Below are 16,011 nucleotides of genomic sequence, written 5' to 3' on the forward strand. Positions count from 1 at the left end.
GGGCGTATCATGGCAGAGGAAAGCCAAGTATTAGTAATTTTTCCACATCCAGATGATGAATCGTTCTCATCTGCAGGCACATTAGCACGCTATATCGATAATGGAGTGCCAGTCACGTACGCATGTTTGACACTCGGACAAATGGGTCGCAATTTAGGCAATCCACCTTTTGCTACGCGTGAGACATTACCAGATATTCGTGAAAAAGAATTAGAAAAAGCAATGGAAGCAATAGGCATAACTGATTTACGTAAAATGGGCTTACGAGATAAAACTGTAGAGTTCGAACCACATGATGAAATGGATGCAATGGTTAAATCCCTCATTGATGAATTACAACCATCTGTCATCATTTCATTCTATCCACAGTTTGCTGTTCATCCTGACCATGAAGCTACTGCAGAAGCAGTCGTGAGAACGGTTGGTCGTATGCCAGAATCTGAAAGACCACGTTTACAGCTTGTAGCATTTAGTAATGACGCACATGAAAAATTAGGTGCACCAGACATTCTAAATGAGATCAGTGATTATAAAGAGGTTAAACTACGTACATTCGAAGCACATGCATCTCAAACAGGTCCATTCTTAGAGTCACTTGCAACACCTGACGTACCTGGAGAAGCACACAGTTTCTTAGAAGTAGAACCTTATTGGACTTATAACTTTGAATCTTAAGTGGAGGCAATAGCATGACAGAATTTGACTTATCTACTAGAGAAGGCAGATGGAAGCACTTTGGTTCTGTTGACCCTATCGAAGGTACGAAACCAACTGAAAAAGAAAATATGAAAGACTTACAAAGTACACATAAAGATTTCTTGTTTGAAATCGAAGAGGTAGGTATTAAAAACTTAGTTTACCCAGTACTTGTAGATCGTTTCCAAACTGCTGGAAACTTTAGTTTTTCAACAAGTTTAAATCAAGACGAAAAAGGCATTAATATGAGCCGTATATTAGAAAGTGTCGAAAAGCACTACAATAATGGCATTGAATTAAATTTTGACGCACTTTATCAATTATTACGTAGTTTACAAGTTAGCATGGCACAAAACGCTGCTGGTTTAGATGTCTCAGCTAAATGGTTCTTCGACCGTTATAGCCCAGTCACTCAAATCAAAGCTGTTGGTCATGCCGATGTAACTTATGGTTTAGCGATTGATAAAGATGATGTAACCCGTAAAGAGATTACAATCCAAGCTGCAGTGACTACACTTTGCCCTTGTTCAAAAGAAATTAGCGAGTACTCAGCACACAACCAACGTGGTATTATCACTGTAAAAGCTTTTCTAAATAAAGATGTTGATTTAATAGGTGATTATAAAGAAGTCATTTTAGATGCGATGGAAGCTAATGCAAGTTCTATGTTATACCCTATTCTAAAACGTCCTGATGAGAAAAGTGTTACAGAACACGCTTATGAAAATCCAAGATTTGTAGAAGACCTGATCCGTCTAATTGCTGCAGATTTAGTAGGTTTTGAGTGGCTTGATGGTTTTGAAATAGAATGTCGCAATGAAGAATCTATTCACCAACACGATGCTTTCGCTAAATTAAAATACCATAAATAGTTAAATACAATTTAACTCATACGCTTTATTTATTATAGGAGTACTAATATATATTTATTAGTACTCTTTTTTTGTTCAAAATTTGAATATCTCTAGTAAATGTTATTTCAATTTTTCTAGATTATCTATTTGACGTTATGTTTTTAATTATTAAAAAGTAAAATTTTAATGGTTACTATTAAATTATTTACTCTAAAATCTAAACTCACATATTAATTTTAAAATAATGTGTATCAAGAGTTAAATTTTGTTAATGTCCGACATACACTTTTCGTATTAAAATTATTATAGAGGAGATGCTCCTTAGTATATCGGTGTGGTGAAATAAATAATGGATTATGATTTAAAGATATATAATAATAAAACATCCAATTTTAAATGTTTACGTACTAACCATTTTTTTAATATCTATTTCGTTTTTGATGGAGCAATTACAATACTAAAAAATAACGATTTTCAACATTATCGTGCAGGAGATATATTTTATATTCATGATTATGAATGTATTAATGATATCAACTTTGAAGGCACGTTATTATGTCTATCTATAAATAATTACTATTATTATAAAATTTCGAATATGTACGCTCAAAATGAGAATAATATAATGGATAAAGATAGACCCGATTTAAAAATACTTTATAACGACGTTATTGCTTCTATTTTAAATCGATCAATTGCTTCAGATATAGAACGAAAATTATTATTTCTAATTGAAACCACCTATCTTAATACCATAGATACAACTCTCCGCTCTAAATCTGAGAGAAATTTTAAACATGTGTTGATTAGAGACGTTATTCAATATATTAGTCACAACTGTGAAAGAAAATTAAGTTGCCAGGATATTGCGCATCATTTTTTTGTGAATAACAGCTTTTTATCACGTGAATTTTCAGCACTTATGTGTTGTACCTTATCAAACTACATCATTGCTTCAAAAATTCACTTTTCAGCATGTGCTTTATTAAATGGCGATACTTTAGATTTTGTATGGAGAGCGTATCATTTCCATTCACTTAAAGATTATATTTATTATTTCCAAGCAATCAAAGGTATAAGTCCCTATGAATTTAATAACAAACAACCTGTTATAGAAGATGTTCAAAATCTCAAAAATAATACAACAAATAACTTAATGTGGTGATGACATGAATATGATAACTTACGAAGAAAAGAGAAGCTTAATTAAAAAAGTAATCAAACAAAATTTGAATCTTACATTTAATGAAATTGTTATATTGGATAAATTACTTTATATTAACAAAGAAAGCATTGAAGCGGTAGAACTCAAAAGACTGCTATATAGTCAAAACACACCGATTTCAATACAAATCAACAATCTCATTGAGCTGGGTTTATTAAAAAAATCTAGAGATGCATATGATGAGCGCTGCATTCATTTACATAATATCGACCTACCTAAGATAAAATCGATTCTAGAACAGTATCATACAATTGTAACTTCTATTTTAAATCCATCAACCCAACAATAGAACAAATAAAAAATAACTGTTAGGCTTCTATGTAGAAACTGAACAGTTATTTTTTATATTTTAATCATTCAACTTATTTTAAATGTTCATAAGGACTATTTTTAACAAAAGAAATGATTTGATCTACAAATAATCTAGCACGTAATTGGAATTCTTCATTATCTAAATATAATGTACCATCGTCTAATTTCTTATAATCTGTATCATGCGTAGCAATTTGTGTTGGCACTGCAATACCTAATAACGTACGTACAATTAAACGTAAATGTGATAATGGTTCTGAACTTACGATGCCGCCACTATTACCGATAAGACCTACAGGTTTCATTTTGAAATCATCCATAGTTAAGTGATCTAGAGCATTTTTCAAAATACCAGAGTATGAACCATGATAATTTGGAGATCCTAAGACGAAAAAGTCCGCTTCTCTCGCTTTAGATTGTAATGTACTTAAATTATTTTTATATGTTTCACTTGGACTAGAAGCACCTGAAACATCAAGTTGATGAATTGGATTTTCTGCTAGATCAAAAATGTCAACTTCAAAATCATGTTCTTCAAAATGTCCTTTTAAATATTGGGATAGCGCTGTTGTGTGTGAACCTAATTTCGCACTCCCTACAATGATTAAACCTTTCATAATACACTTCTCCTCATACTAATTTTCATTATTTTCTTTGAGCAATTTCATAATCGCTTTTCCGACGCCACTTTGCTCATTTGTGTCTGTAGAATACTTAGACACTGCTTTAACTTCAGGCGTTGCATTATCCATCGCTACAGAATAACCTACACGCTCTAGCATAGAAATATCATTCATGTTATCACCAATTGCCATAACACTTTCCATATCTATATTAAGACGCTCTGCAATCGTTGTTAACGCAATACCTTTTTGTGCATCTGAGTGTGTAATCTCAATATTACCTCTCGATGAAGAAGAAATTGCAAGACTTTCTGATTCTGCTAGTTTTTCACTTGCACGGTCAATTTTTTCTAAATCACTATCAAAAGCAAGGATTTTCATGACGATTTCTCCAGGCGTATCTTCAATCTTGTCATAATTATCTACAACTTTTAAAGTACCATTATCAATTCGTTTTTGAATACCAGCTTTGATTTTTTCTACGTCTGCTTTTTGACCAGCTCGTTCTGCAATGTCTATATATATTTCTAAATCGCGTTGAGGGTTTTCAGTGTAGATACCTAAGTTTGTATAAACTTGATAATAAATATCTTCTTTATCCATCTCTGTTGTAATTCTATTAATTAACTCACGATTTAATTTAGATGTACTCATGATATTAAAAGATTCATCTCTCACTTCTGCACCATTTAAACAAATGTAAGGCACTTTCAAATCTGTTTGATTCACTGGTGAATTCGCTTCATAAAAAGCACGACCCGTAGCAATAACTACTGTTATGCCTTGCGATTGCGCATATTGAATCGCTTTAATATTCTCTTCTGATATCTCATGTGCCGCATTTAATAATGTACCATCCATATCTGTTGCAATTAATTTTATCATTAATTTACCTCGTTTCCTTCTATGATCGATAACACAATCTTAATTACACACCATTCTCATTTGCCACAAATTTGTAACACACTCATATTCTACCAAATCTTTAGGGATTTGTATTATCGGCTGTTTGTATGAGTTTTTTATTTTTTCTTAAATTTTTAAAAAATGTTTTTAATAATTGACTACACGCTTCCTCTAATACACCTGTTTGAACCGTTGCCCGATGATTAAATCTTGATTCTTGTAACAGGTCCATGAGACTACCTGCACAGCCGCCCTTCGGATCTTTAGCTCCATAAATCACATACGGAATACGGCTCATTACAATCGTACCAGCACACATCACGCATGGCTCTAGCGTGACATAAAGTCGGCAGTTTTCTAAGCGCCAACTACCGACGACAGCAGCAGCTTTCTGAATTGCAAGATGCTCAGCGTGAGCAGTTGGGTCTTGTGATGATTCTCGTAAATTGTGTGCTCTTGCAATCACTTCATTATCTCGAACAATGACAGCACCAATAGGCACTTCACCAATGTCCCCTGCTTTTTTTGCTTCTTCAATCGCAATTTTCATATAATTTTGGTCAGTTGTCATGTGTCTTACACCTCACATATGGTACAATATTTATTGTCTATTTTAACATTGGAGCGGTAAATATGAAAAAACAATTTATTGCTGTTGAAGGCCCGATTGGTGTCGGAAAGTCTTCTTTAGCACACAAACTTAGTCAAACTTACAATTACTATGAAGAAAAAGAAATTGTAAATGAAAATCCTTTTTTATCAGATTTCTATGAAGATATTTCTAAATGGAGTTTCCAAACAGAAATGTTCTTTTTATGTAATCGTTACAAACAATTCCAAGATCTTGTTTCAAATGAAAGTGGTATCGTGAGTGATTATCACATTTATAAAAATAAAATTTTCGCACATAATACCTTAACGAGTGCCGAATATAGTAAATTCTCAAGAATTTATGATATTTTAACCGAAGATCTAGAAATGCCTAATATCATCATCTTCTTAGATGCAGAATTAGAAACTTTAAAAGCACGTATAGCACAACGTAATCGCAGTTTTGAACATCAAATTGAGGATAACTACCTACTTAATTTAAAGCGTGATTACAATGCCTATTACAATTCGTTAAAAGCTGACGGAGAACGCGTCATTCGTATTGACACGACACACCTTGATTTCGTTAAACATAATGATGATTATAATTATATTTTAGAATTAGTGAAACCACTGATTGGAGGACAAATGCATGAATAAATACGGTATCCCTCAAGATGCTGTGATTACTATCGCTGGTACTGTAGGCGTAGGAAAATCAACATTAACAAAAGCTTTAGCCGAACGCCTGAATTTTAGAACTTCATTTGAAAACGTGGACCATAATCCTTACCTCGATAAGTTTTACAACGACTTTGAGCGTTGGAGTTTCCACTTACAAATTTATTTCTTAGCTGAACGTTTTAAAGAACAAAAACGCATGTTTGAATATGGCGGTGGTTTCATCCAAGACCGTTCAATTTACGAAGATGTCGACATTTTCGCTAAAATGCATGAAGAACAAGGTACAATGAGCCCAGAAGACTTTGAAACATATTCTGAATTATTTAACGCCATGGTCATGACGCCTTATTTCCCTAAACCAGATGTATTGATTTATTTAGAATGTGATTACGATGAAGTCATTGATCGCATTAAACAACGTGGTCGTCAGATGGAAATGGAAACTGACCCAGAATATTGGCAAAAACTATTCAAACGTTACGACGACTGGATTAGCGAATTTAATGCATGTCCTGTTGTACGTGTGAACATTAATGAATATGATTTACATGAAGATCCAGACTCATTAAATCCAGTTATTGATAAGATTCGTCATATCATTGAAACACATCGTAAAGTGGATCAACGTTAATACAATTACCAATGGAGTGTCGACAAAGCATCTGACTTTGTTGGCATTTTTTTGTGCACATTTTCCTCGATTTCAGTTTCGGCTTTTCTATTTATTTCATACTAAAGCGATTATAGAGCAAGTCAATTAAATATTATACTCGCCAGAAGGTGGCCAAATTACTGCCATCATTTAAACACAAAATATCTAGAAGAAAAAACAGCTATAAAACAATGGAGTGGGACATTTATTATGTCTCACTCCTTTTCATTGCTATAACAATGTACTACTCAATATGTCTGCGGTAGATTATTTTTTCAATTTCGTCTTCTGTCACATACTTACTATAATAATGTTCATCTGTTTGATCTAATCCAAATGTACTCGCTTTATCTTGATCTTCTGTCCCAATATAAAGCTGTTGTTCTGTATCTTGATATAAATCAAAAACGGCACCTTCATATCTTGCTTCTTGAAATAATGCATAAAGCTCATCAACATCGTCTCTCGGGATATGTTTGAAGTATAATGTATGCGCTGATTGATTTGCTGTTTGTGCTTCAAAACCATGTTCCAATGCCTTTTCGTCTTCTGTAGCCAGCACCAATTCGTTACCAACAATTTCAACTACTTTATAAGTTTCGCCTTTATAATCTGCGTATTTTCCATCAATCATTCAATCACCTCAATGTTTATATTAAAGAAAAAAGTCATAATATACGATACGTATATTATGACACAATTTGTGAACTACGCATATTGATTTAATATCCCGAGAACGTGATTCGCGTTATCTACAATATGGTCAGCTTTATTAAGTTCTTGTTCTAAGCCTACGCCTGTTAATACAGCGATTGTAAGGCCTAACTTAGCATTTACACCTGTTTGTATATCATTGGCAGTATCACCCACGATGATTACATCTTGTGGTGATACGTCGTAATTGTTAAACAAGGGATTAAGCACTTCTGGATTAGGCTTTTCAACTGCATTAGCTTCCGTAGATATGACTACATCAAAGAAATGGTCAAATTCAGTTGCTTCTAAAAATTGTTCTACACCTTTTTTAGAATCGCTTGTTACTATCCCCATTTTATAACCTTGATTTTGTAGCGTCTCCAATGTTTCATAAATGCCTTCTACCAGAACATTTTCTGGCACTCTATTATCAACAAGTGTTTGGCTCCTCTTTTGTGCCCACTTAGAAACGTCCTGACCAGCAATATCACATAACGCTTTGACCATTTCTTCTAAAGCACCTGATGCCATTATTGTGCCAGGTTGAATTTCTCCATCTACGATACCTAAATGCTTATATGCTGCATCTATATCATGGATATCGACCTTATATGCTTCCATGAAATCGTCGACGAGTTGCAAGCCAATCTTCATCCAACTACCGTCAAAGTATATTAACGTACCATCTTTATCAAATAAAATCCATTTCATCGCTTGAACAGCTCCTATGTATTAACTTCATATTAAATTATATCGCACTTTATTTTAATATAAACACTTAAGGCTAAACAAATAATGAAACTGGGAGAATATTATTCTTAAATTCAATGTTTTGGAGAACCTTGAAAAAACATCCCTTTATGTTAATATTATTTAAAAGTTAAGTTAATTTTTTCTTGATATTTAATTTTTATAAAAAGGAAGATGATATATGGTATATCTATTCGTAATCATTGTAGTTGCAACGTTAATTGGCACGTTTTTTTTAAAGAGACAAAAGCCTACGTCTCCCAAAAGTTGGATCAAGGGCATTGGATTAATTATTCTTTCTATCATAATTGTAAATGGCTTTTATCATATAGATGAAATATTGAACGGTGCTAAGAAAGAGCAAGAAAATATTCAAAATAGACAAAACACAAAATAAAGGACATCACTGCAATAATTTCAGTGATGCCTAGTCTGTCTATAGCTCATATCTTTAAATAATTATCTTACATTGATTATAGGATAAGTTTATTGAGTTAAATATCCGTGAAACTGATAGTTAAAACATTCATTACCGATTATATCAAATTGACTTTCAATTTATTGTTCTTTCGAAAGCGATATCAGGGTTATTAGTTCCATTGATTTTTAGCCATTCATGAAAATCTCCTTGATACACAATACAACCATTATGAAGAAAGATAATGTTGGTTTTAATATGTTGTAAATCTTGTAATTGATGAGTTGATATTAAACATTGACGATTATGTCTAATTAAACTCTCTAATCTCTTCATTATTAATTTTCTTGATACTGGATCAACCCCGCTCGTCGGCTCATCAAATAAATATAGTTTTTTAGTTATTTTTGAGAATAATTGAAGGTATAGCCACTTCCTTTCTCCGACAGACATTTCACCCATATTTATATTCAACAAATGGTTATATTTTTCTTTCTCGTTTTCGCTCAAACTAGCTACAATCATTTCGTCAAAATTACCCACTACTTTTTTAGACAATAGTCCTTTTATTAAATTCTTCACATCTTTACCACTATTAGTAGGAGCAAAAAAAATATTTTGTGTCATATATAGTATTTCGTTTGTTTTGGGAAGATTGTTATCAAAATTTGAATTTAAACTTTTAGTAATACAATCCATTATAGTAGTTTTCCCTGAGCCATTTTCACCTACTAGCACATTCAACATTCCCGGTTTAATCTCAAAGCTCACTTTTTTTAAAGTCATTTCATTATTTTTTTTATATTTATAACTTAGATTTTCGACATAGTACATCACATTATCTACCTCTTTGTCTTTGAATTTATATCAATGTGTTTCATACAAATAATGCCTATAACTACATATAACGTATAGAATATTATAGGTACAATCGAAGAAATGAAATTAATAAAATTTGAGAATGTTAATAAATTAACTGCTATTTGTTGAAAAAAATATAGTGGGTTTAGCCATTCAAAACCCTTGAAATTATTTTGGGTGTTATTAGTCACATAAAATAATAGCAAAGTAAACATATTAACTATTGTTGATAGCGTATCTACTTTTACTGGTATGTACGATAAGACTATAAAAAACAAGGATAATGGAGCCACTATAATTATAAAAATCACAGGTTTAATAATTATACTAATTGTTAGTATGTTTAATAAAAAACCAAACACTATTGTAAATATAAGGATTGAAATCATCGATAACAAACACTGCGAAATTGCAATAGCAAGAATGAAAGGGTACTTTTTTCCAGTGATCATAACAAAAGTTTTCAATAGTCCTTCTTCTCGTATCCTAGAAATTTGCATGCCCACACCATTAAGGTATGTAATAGAAGCTATAAATGCCCAAAATGAAAAAATAAAAGTTTGCTTCTCTAAAATTGTATAGTTTGAAGGGCCATTAGGATAATAACTAATTAATGCTAAAATGATAGGTAGTATAATGGTCCATATCATTGTAATTTTATCGTTCAATAGCATTTTAAAATAAAACATTAGAAAAGACATTGTTTGATTCATCTTAGGTTTCTCCATTCTGAAAATTCCGACAACTTAATAATAAACATTCCCCTCTAATATTTCAACACTTATTTTTAATTAAAAACTAATTCTGCACAATTTAAAATTCCACTTTCTTATGTTAGATAAGTATCTAACATATAAAATATTATTCGTATATAAATTGTAAATTTATACACCCTTTTAAAAGACACTACCGTAAGTTATTAATATAAAAATTTAGATGTACAATCATTTTTAGCCCAAACATTCAAATTATTACTCAACAATTAAAATTTTCTATTTAATAGAAGGATAAGCTAGATAATGAAATGATTGATTTAGCAAGAGAATTTAATGCTTTCCAAAATATTATTTCTATCCTAGATACAAGGGAGTTAACAGAGGAGGTTATTATTATAAATTAAGAACGCAGCCTAATGAGAACTCTCATAAGACTGCTTTCTTAGCTTGTATGAACCGTCTATTGAAAACAATTCATTATTTAGTTACTGAAAATGAAAAGTATGATTATCTTAAGTCACCATACTAAAATAATCATAAGTTTATACAAATAAATCATAAAGGCTATTTGGTTATGCCTTTTTTAATTACTAGTAATTAAAAAATTGTAGGAATGAAACTAGGACAATAAAACAGATTCACTGTAATTAATTCGATGTCCTTCAGAATGTCGAAAAAAATCTAATATTATTCTTACACTGAATCATTAAAATTTAAATCTTTGTAGATGGTCAATTTCATTAAAATTGTTGACTATTTTCCCATATCTTTTCAATTTTATCCTGACTGTAACGCTTAGATAATGGTACAATTTCCCCTTTTTCATTAAATAATTTTCCAGTCGTTCTAGAAAGTGAATTATCTAATGCTAGTTTTAATCCTATTTTTGGATTTGGTTCTGATACCATATTGAAAATATATGTCAAAATTCTACCAAATACTTTATATACAAAACGACCTATTAAAGATGTAGGCATAGCATAATTAGAATCAGTAACATAGCCAGGATGAAATATATTAGCCGTTACAGAAGTTCCCTCTAACTTTTGAGATAATGCTAGTGTGTATAATACTTTAGAGGTCAATGCTTGCCTAACCTTATTGCTTTTACTATTACGTATTTCATCAATAGAAGGTAATTTAACTAACCCTCGATTAACCAAAATGGGCAATCCACCTACTGTTAAAATACGCCCTTGTTCAGCATTTTTTAACAATGGTAATAATTTTTCTGTAAGCCAAAAATGCCCCAAATAATTTACTACATAATTTTTATTATAATTATTTTCTGTTAATTCTTCTTTTTTTATAAGCGCTCCGGCAGCATTAACTAAAACATCAATTTTTGATTCTTGTTTTACAATTGTTTTTGCAAATTCATCAATTTCTTTTTTATTTGTTAAATCAACTGAATGAAATGTTATATTAACATTCCTTGTTAATTTAATGATCTCATCTACCGCTTTTTCACCTTTATCTTTGTTTCTACCAATTAATAAAACGGTCATATTTTTTTAGCTAAATCAATTGCTGTTTTTTTACCAACACCTGAAGTACCACCTGTAATTACTGCTATTTTTTCTAAATTCATTTTATTTCCCCCTCTTCTTTCTATTTTCATTTTTATAATTATTACTGTATACTATGGAGCCAACTCCATAGCAAGGGGGAATTAACATTGAACGCAAAATTTTATAAAACGAAAGAAATCGTTGAACATACAGGCTTTACGAAAGATACGCTCCGTTATTATGAAAAAATTGGTATTATTTCAAATATAGCACGAGACAAGAATAACTATCGTCAATATACTGAACAAAATCTTAATTGGTTGTTATTAGTAAAATATTTAAAAAAACTAGATATCGACTCAAACCAAATCATAGGTATGCAAAATTTAACTGTTGAAGAAAGTGAAAATTACATTAAACAATACCAACAAGAAATTAGAAATAAAATTCAAGAGTTATATGATATTGATGAGAAGCTTACCGCTAAGCTCAATTTTTTTAAGCAAGGTAATTTAACGATGATGAATTCAAACGAGTAATGTGTATGCATTTGTCTTCATAAATGAAGTTGTAGTGCTTTAAAGTCTATATATAAGCGCATTTTCAATTCAGTCAGCCACTGCCAATATAAAAAACTGAGGCTAAGACATATGATATGCCCCAGCCTCTTTAAACATTTTAAAATTAAAATACGTCTAGATTATAATTATTTTCTGTGCACTTTTGTTAAAAATAATCACGTTATAGCAAGCAACATTTACCTAAGGATTATAAACTTTTCTTCCGAGTTGAACTACTTTATCTGTTGAAAATTCATCTTTTGATAAGTTTTGAATCTCATTAATCATTTTCTCTCTTAAGAATGGTCTCTTCTCATTATCAGCGCGATCCAATGCTTGTTCTAATTCTTCTTTTGTTAATTCCGTACAATATGCAGGTGTGCCAGGTTGATGTCTCCAAGAATCTTTTAATGAGCCACTATCTACAGTATCAAAGCCTATTTCGCTAACTATATCCATAATAATTTCTTTATCTTTTTGATTATCACCTGCTATAGCCATAGCAATTCTATTTTCAGTATTTTCAGGAGCGCCTTTATCATCTAATGTCTCTTCTAATAAGTTATTAAATGCTTTAATAACTGGTTTTCCTAATTGTTGACTCACCCATACACTATCAGACATACCATTATCAAGTTCCTCAATATTTTTATCTCTAAGAATCGGAGCATAATTCGCAGTATCAACGATAATAACATCGTCATCAACTTGATTCATAAGATATTTCAAATCTGGTGTCGCAAGAAATGGAATTGCAATGATTAAAATATCTATATCTTTTATAACATCTTCTACTTCAACAGCTTGCCCTGAAAAGTTTTTGCTTTTTAATTTATCTATACTTCTTGCATCTGCTACTTTAACTTCATGACCATTATTCACTAATTTATGTGAAAGTACTGTTCCTATATTTCCAACGCCTATAATGCCAAAATTCATATTAATTCTCCTCCTAATAAACTATTTTTTATTTCAAATCTTGCATTAAATCATCAATAACTTCTTTTACACTTCGAATAGATTTGATAGGACTGATACCCGTACCCACAGAAACATAACCATTTTCTGTATCTCCTTCAACCATACCAAGTCTCATATTTCTTCCAGCACCCATATGTTGCCCAAGTTCTTCATTTGTTGCGCCTTCTTTATCCATTACTTCTAACTCTTTTGCTAATTTACCCGGAAGCGAACGATAATAAGCTGGAAGTGTTCTGAAAAGAATTAAATCTTCAGCTTTTGAATCAACAATGTACTGTTTTACATTTTCAGCAGCTGGGTTTTCAAAAGTAGGAATAAGGACACTACCAACATATACGCCTTCTGCACCTAAACTAAAGGAAGCTCTGACACCCCTTACGTCACCAATGCCTCCAGCAGCAATTACTGGAATGTTAATTACATCAGCAATCATCGGTACAATCGAAAAAGTGCCAATCACTCGTTCTGGTACTGTTCCACCTTCATCAAACCCAGTAGCTACAAATACATCTGCACCCATTGCTTCAGCAGCTTTCGCATTTTCAGTTGTAGGCGTAATTGGTCGGAATATAATTTTCATATTATTATCTTTTAACTTAGTAAATATTTCTTCATCTAATAGTCCATTGATCAATACAACTGGCACTTTTTCTTCAATAAGCATATCAACGATATATGCAACGTAAGTAAGATCTTCACTTACCATAATTGTTGAGGCAAAAGGTTTATTTGTGAGTTGCTTAATTTTTTTAATTTCTTTTCTCATACGCTCTGTCGTTTCAACTGGCGAACGTGTCACTCTTGCATCACCAGCATTAGGTCCCATTATTCCTAATCCACCTGCTTCACTCACAGAGGCAATAAACTTAGGGTTTGTTAATGAATTCAAAGGTCCTTGAATAATCGGTTTTTCTATATTAAATATTTCAGTCACTCTGTTTTTCATTATGTTACTCCTTTTCAATAAATATCATATGTAGTATATTAATACGAATGGCATCATTATTGAAGTAGGCAATAAATAATGACATAGTATTAAAAAATGTACTATTGTGATATGGAGGTGTTTAGATGGTTAAAATATGTAATTATGGTTTTGACGAAAACGTTATAGAAGAACATCGAGACGTTTATGGTATCGCTTATACCCAGAATATTTTGTCAGGTCGTTATAAGAATTTAATTTTATGGTATTTAAAAGAAAGTGATTATAGATTTGGAGAGATAAAGAAATTTTTAACAAGTATTTCTCAAGGTTCTTTAACGAAACAACTTAAAGAATTGGAAAATGATGGTCTTATTAATAGAACCGTTTATGCAGAAGTTCCGCCTAAAGTTGTGTATAGTCTAACAAACAAAGGTAAAGCTCTTATGCCAATTATAGATATGATGGAAGCCTATGGAAGAGAATATGGAGAGTATTAACTTCAATTAATAAACATAGTACAAAGGCACCTCTTTTAAAAAGTGCTCTTAACATTTCAAATTTTGTTTCAAAAAGGAAAACGCTTATGAAAGAAGGACCCTCACCAATTATCTAAAAAACCAAACACTGACTTAATTTCGATTGTTTTAATCATAGAATATTAATTTAATGCATTTCATATGTTTTAACTTTTTATTTTTGCTAAAATTAATCAATATCGTTAAGGAGGAATGAAATACATGTTCATAGCACAAGCTAATTTTACAGCTTCTTTAGAAGATAGAGCGATTTTGGATAACAAAATCAGCCATGCTAAAGAAGATTTTTCAGGATATGAGGGTTTAATAGACGTGGAAATTTGGAAAAATGAAACAAAGTCTAAAATTTCATACTCTATTGTATCGAAATGGAATGAAAAAAAGAATTTTCAAGCATGGGTATCACGTCCAGCGCATGTTGAAGAACATAAAAATATGCACAAAGAAGAAAAAGAAAATACTAAACCTACAAGTATTGAAAAACAAATAAAACAATTTGAGTTACTAGATATATAAAATGTAATCTGTAAACATCAGAAAAACAACTGAGACACTTCTTTTAAAAAGAAGTGTCTCAGAGTGTCGACAAAGTTTCCAACTGTGTCGGCATTTTTTTGCACGCTTTTCTTAGGACCAAATTCCGTAGTATTCGTATAGTAATTACTTTTTTAGATTTAATTTTTATTATTTAAAAAGTATATTTATCTCCATCGTTTGGTACTTTAAGTTGTGATGAAAATTGGTTTTCTTTTGCGAATTGCTTTAAGTAATCTCTCGAAAGGTTCCAATGATTTACAGCTTCCATATGAATGACGATAATCTCAGAGGATGTCATTAACTTGGCAACTTCATAAATATCATTTTCATCCATAACCAATGAACCCCCCTCATTAAATTGATTATCTCCACCATTAACCACTATAATTTCAGGGCTATAAGTTTTTAAAGTTTTTCCAACTTCATCATACCAAACTGTATCTCCAGCAATGTATAATGATTTTTCATTATCATGTTGGAATATCAAACCACAGACATTACCTGCACTTTTAACTATATCACCGCGACCGTGTTGACCTGGTGTTTTAATTACTTGGATATCTCCGAATTGATTTGTCTCTTTTAAAGCTTCAACATCTGTGAAACCAACATTTTTCACTTCTTCAGCATCTTCACTGTTCTGCGTGTAAATTTTAATATCTATTGGTAATATTTTTTGAGCTGCTTCATCGAAATGGTCTAAATGTAAATGTGTCAAAATGACTGCATCCACACCTGTAATGATTTCATTTACTGACATAGGTAATTCAACTAAAGGATTATTTTGATCATCTCTAGGTGCATTCGGAAATGGTGGAAATGAGCCTTTTTCTCCCAACATTGGATCTATTAAAAACTTTTTATCTGCATATTCAATAATAAGTGTCGCATTTCTTACATGAGTTATATTCATTACAATTCCTCCTTTATGTGATACTTTTATTCTATTAGTAAAGCCATGAATAATACATAAC

The 16,011-nt window shown here is 31.5% G+C and carries 20 protein-coding genes and 1 pseudogene; 11 read left to right on the top strand and 10 right to left on the bottom strand.

All coding sequences use genetic code 11. The features are described 5' to 3' along the window. The first annotated feature begins 9 nt into the window (after positions 1–9). From bshB2 to AAA453_RS13350, 4 genes are all read left to right on the top strand, one after another. Entirely contained in the window at positions 10–675 is a 666-nt protein-coding gene (bshB2, locus tag AAA453_RS13335; RefSeq protein WP_069816988.1) for a bacillithiol biosynthesis deacetylase BshB2, read from the top strand. Between the two features lie 14 nt (positions 676–689). Further along, positions 690–1,568, top strand: a complete 879-nt coding sequence (folE2, locus tag AAA453_RS13340) for a GTP cyclohydrolase FolE2 (protein ID WP_427705386.1) — start codon at positions 690–692, stop codon at positions 1,566–1,568. A gap of 331 nt (positions 1,569–1,899) precedes the next feature. Beyond that, complete coding sequence (locus tag AAA453_RS13345) at positions 1,900–2,715, top strand: transcriptional regulator (protein ID WP_427705389.1); 816 nt, start codon at positions 1,900–1,902, stop codon at positions 2,713–2,715. Between the two features lie 4 nt (positions 2,716–2,719). After that, positions 2,720–3,064 (top strand): transcriptional regulator, SarA/Rot family, encoded by a 345-nt coding sequence (locus AAA453_RS13350; RefSeq protein ID WP_069816981.1) that lies wholly within the window; start codon positions 2,720–2,722, stop codon positions 3,062–3,064. A gap of 73 nt (positions 3,065–3,137) precedes the next feature. On the opposite strand, the gene AAA453_RS13355 is transcribed toward AAA453_RS13350, so the two are convergent. The 3 genes from AAA453_RS13355 to tadA all read right to left on the bottom strand — a co-directional run bounded on the left by AAA453_RS13355 (position 3,138) and on the right by tadA (position 5,187). Beyond that, the gene (locus AAA453_RS13355; RefSeq protein WP_069816979.1) at positions 3,138–3,704 is read right to left on the bottom strand and encodes an NADPH-dependent FMN reductase; all 567 of its coding nucleotides are present in this window, start codon (positions 3,702–3,704) and stop codon (positions 3,138–3,140) included. An 18-nt stretch (positions 3,705–3,722) separates the two neighbouring features. Continuing rightward, on the bottom strand, positions 3,723–4,595 hold the full coding sequence (locus tag AAA453_RS13360; RefSeq protein ID WP_069832594.1) for a Cof-type HAD-IIB family hydrolase: 873 nt from the start codon (positions 4,593–4,595) through the stop codon (positions 3,723–3,725). Between the two features lie 100 nt (positions 4,596–4,695). After that, positions 4,696–5,187, bottom strand: a complete 492-nt coding sequence (tadA, locus tag AAA453_RS13365; protein ID WP_427705392.1) for a tRNA adenosine(34) deaminase TadA — start codon at positions 5,185–5,187, stop codon at positions 4,696–4,698. A gap of 62 nt (positions 5,188–5,249) precedes the next feature. Here tadA and AAA453_RS13370 point away from each other — a divergent pair, with 62 nt between their 5' ends. Further along, positions 5,250–5,867, top strand: coding sequence for a deoxynucleoside kinase (locus AAA453_RS13370; protein ID WP_069816973.1), 618 nt, complete (start codon positions 5,250–5,252; stop codon positions 5,865–5,867). Beyond that, complete coding sequence (locus tag AAA453_RS13375) at positions 5,860–6,522, top strand: deoxynucleoside kinase (protein WP_021339560.1); 663 nt, start codon at positions 5,860–5,862, stop codon at positions 6,520–6,522. Before AAA453_RS13370 ends, AAA453_RS13375 begins: the two co-directional genes overlap by 8 nt. 265 nt (positions 6,523–6,787) lie before the next feature. Here AAA453_RS13375 and AAA453_RS13380 read toward each other — a convergent pair whose 3' ends face one another. Together AAA453_RS13380 and AAA453_RS13385 are read right to left on the bottom strand one after the other, a co-directional pair. Then, positions 6,788–7,177 (bottom strand): hypothetical protein, encoded by a 390-nt coding sequence (locus AAA453_RS13380; protein WP_069832591.1) that lies wholly within the window; start codon positions 7,175–7,177, stop codon positions 6,788–6,790. Between the two features lie 74 nt (positions 7,178–7,251). Continuing rightward, positions 7,252–7,950 carry an HAD family hydrolase gene (locus AAA453_RS13385; RefSeq protein WP_427705394.1) on the bottom strand — a complete coding sequence of 233 codons (699 nt, stop codon included), beginning with the start codon at positions 7,948–7,950 and terminating at the stop codon, positions 7,252–7,254. A gap of 220 nt (positions 7,951–8,170) precedes the next feature. Here AAA453_RS13385 and AAA453_RS13390 point away from each other — a divergent pair, with 220 nt between their 5' ends. Next, on the top strand, positions 8,171–8,386 hold the full coding sequence (locus AAA453_RS13390; protein WP_427705397.1) for a hypothetical protein: 216 nt from the start codon (positions 8,171–8,173) through the stop codon (positions 8,384–8,386). Between the two features lie 156 nt (positions 8,387–8,542). Here AAA453_RS13390 and AAA453_RS13395 read toward each other — a convergent pair whose 3' ends face one another. Next, entirely contained in the window at positions 8,543–9,241 is a 699-nt protein-coding gene (locus AAA453_RS13395; protein WP_427707077.1) for an AAA family ATPase, read from the bottom strand. Positions 9,242–10,372: 1,131 nt separating this feature from the next. On the opposite strand from AAA453_RS13395, the pseudogene AAA453_RS13400 reads away from it, so the two are divergent. Beyond that, a pseudogene (locus AAA453_RS13400) lies at positions 10,373–10,513 on the top strand (IS110 family transposase); the annotation flags it as partial. Between the two features lie 211 nt (positions 10,514–10,724). Here AAA453_RS13400 and AAA453_RS13405 read toward each other — a convergent pair. Continuing rightward, on the bottom strand, positions 10,725–11,492 hold the full coding sequence (locus AAA453_RS13405) for an SDR family NAD(P)-dependent oxidoreductase (protein WP_427705399.1): 768 nt from the start codon (positions 11,490–11,492) through the stop codon (positions 10,725–10,727). A gap of 170 nt (positions 11,493–11,662) precedes the next feature. On the opposite strand from AAA453_RS13405, the gene AAA453_RS13410 reads away from it, so the two are divergent. Next, positions 11,663–12,034: a MerR family transcriptional regulator gene (locus tag AAA453_RS13410; protein ID WP_427705401.1), complete on the top strand. Its 372-nt coding sequence runs from the start codon at positions 11,663–11,665 to the stop codon at positions 12,032–12,034. A 222-nt stretch (positions 12,035–12,256) separates the two neighbouring features. Here AAA453_RS13410 and AAA453_RS13415 read toward each other — a convergent pair whose 3' ends face one another. Both AAA453_RS13415 and AAA453_RS13420 read right to left on the bottom strand, forming a co-directional pair. Next, entirely contained in the window at positions 12,257–12,994 is a 738-nt protein-coding gene (locus AAA453_RS13415) for an NADPH-dependent F420 reductase (RefSeq protein WP_427705404.1), read from the bottom strand. 28 nt (positions 12,995–13,022) lie between these two features. Next, complete coding sequence (locus AAA453_RS13420; protein ID WP_285323519.1) at positions 13,023–13,982, bottom strand: NAD(P)H-dependent flavin oxidoreductase; 960 nt, start codon at positions 13,980–13,982, stop codon at positions 13,023–13,025. A gap of 125 nt (positions 13,983–14,107) precedes the next feature. Here AAA453_RS13420 and AAA453_RS13425 point away from each other — a divergent pair, with 125 nt between their 5' ends. Continuing rightward, positions 14,108–14,461, top strand: a complete 354-nt coding sequence (locus tag AAA453_RS13425) for a winged helix-turn-helix transcriptional regulator (RefSeq protein WP_069816957.1) — start codon at positions 14,108–14,110, stop codon at positions 14,459–14,461. Between the two features lie 240 nt (positions 14,462–14,701). Next, positions 14,702–15,016 (top strand): antibiotic biosynthesis monooxygenase family protein, encoded by a 315-nt coding sequence (locus AAA453_RS13430; RefSeq protein WP_427705406.1) that lies wholly within the window; start codon positions 14,702–14,704, stop codon positions 15,014–15,016. A 172-nt stretch (positions 15,017–15,188) separates the two neighbouring features. Here the strand turns inward: AAA453_RS13430 and AAA453_RS13435 are convergent, their stop codons facing one another. Continuing rightward, a complete protein-coding gene (locus tag AAA453_RS13435; RefSeq protein ID WP_427705408.1) occupies positions 15,189–15,950 on the bottom strand; it encodes an MBL fold metallo-hydrolase in 762 nt (253 codons plus the stop codon). Positions 15,951–16,011 lie beyond the last annotated feature (61 nt).

Origin of the sequence: Staphylococcus parequorum (assembly GCF_039237145.1) — a bacterium.
Lineage (GTDB): Bacteria > Bacillota > Bacilli > Staphylococcales > Staphylococcaceae > Staphylococcus > Staphylococcus equorum_A.

Excerpts from the sequence above, each read along its gene's own strand:
- bshB2 (WP_069816988.1), top strand. The coding sequence starts at position 10 with ATGGCAGAGGAAAGCCAAGTATTAGTAATTTTTCCACATCCAGATGAT.
- folE2 (WP_427705386.1), top strand. The coding sequence starts at position 690 with ATGACAGAATTTGACTTATCTACTAGAGAAGGCAGATGGAAGCACTTT.
- AAA453_RS13345 (WP_427705389.1), top strand. The coding sequence starts at position 1,900 with ATGGATTATGATTTAAAGATATATAATAATAAAACATCCAATTTTAAA.
- AAA453_RS13350 (WP_069816981.1), top strand. The coding sequence starts at position 2,720 with ATGAATATGATAACTTACGAAGAAAAGAGAAGCTTAATTAAAAAAGTA.
- AAA453_RS13355 (WP_069816979.1), bottom strand. The coding sequence starts at position 3,704 with ATGAAAGGTTTAATCATTGTAGGGAGTGCGAAATTAGGTTCACACACA.
- AAA453_RS13360 (WP_069832594.1), bottom strand. The coding sequence starts at position 4,595 with ATGATAAAATTAATTGCAACAGATATGGATGGTACATTATTAAATGCG.
- tadA (WP_427705392.1), bottom strand. The coding sequence starts at position 5,187 with ATGACAACTGACCAAAATTATATGAAAATTGCGATTGAAGAAGCAAAA.
- AAA453_RS13370 (WP_069816973.1), top strand. The coding sequence starts at position 5,250 with ATGAAAAAACAATTTATTGCTGTTGAAGGCCCGATTGGTGTCGGAAAG.
- AAA453_RS13375 (WP_021339560.1), top strand. The coding sequence starts at position 5,860 with ATGAATAAATACGGTATCCCTCAAGATGCTGTGATTACTATCGCTGGT.
- AAA453_RS13380 (WP_069832591.1), bottom strand. The coding sequence starts at position 7,177 with ATGATTGATGGAAAATACGCAGATTATAAAGGCGAAACTTATAAAGTA.
- AAA453_RS13385 (WP_427705394.1), bottom strand. The coding sequence starts at position 7,950 with ATGAAATGGATTTTATTTGATAAAGATGGTACGTTAATATACTTTGAC.
- AAA453_RS13390 (WP_427705397.1), top strand. The coding sequence starts at position 8,171 with ATGGTATATCTATTCGTAATCATTGTAGTTGCAACGTTAATTGGCACG.
- AAA453_RS13395 (WP_427707077.1), bottom strand. The coding sequence starts at position 9,241 with ATGTACTATGTCGAAAATCTAAGTTATAAATATAAAAAAAATAATGAA.
- AAA453_RS13405 (WP_427705399.1), bottom strand. The coding sequence starts at position 11,492 with ATGACCGTTTTATTAATTGGTAGAAACAAAGATAAAGGTGAAAAAGCG.
- AAA453_RS13415 (WP_427705404.1), bottom strand. The coding sequence starts at position 12,994 with ATGAATTTTGGCATTATAGGCGTTGGAAATATAGGAACAGTACTTTCA.
- AAA453_RS13420 (WP_285323519.1), bottom strand. The coding sequence starts at position 13,982 with ATGAAAAACAGAGTGACTGAAATATTTAATATAGAAAAACCGATTATT.
- AAA453_RS13425 (WP_069816957.1), top strand. The coding sequence starts at position 14,108 with ATGGTTAAAATATGTAATTATGGTTTTGACGAAAACGTTATAGAAGAA.
- AAA453_RS13430 (WP_427705406.1), top strand. The coding sequence starts at position 14,702 with ATGTTCATAGCACAAGCTAATTTTACAGCTTCTTTAGAAGATAGAGCG.
- AAA453_RS13435 (WP_427705408.1), bottom strand. The coding sequence starts at position 15,950 with ATGAATATAACTCATGTAAGAAATGCGACACTTATTATTGAATATGCA.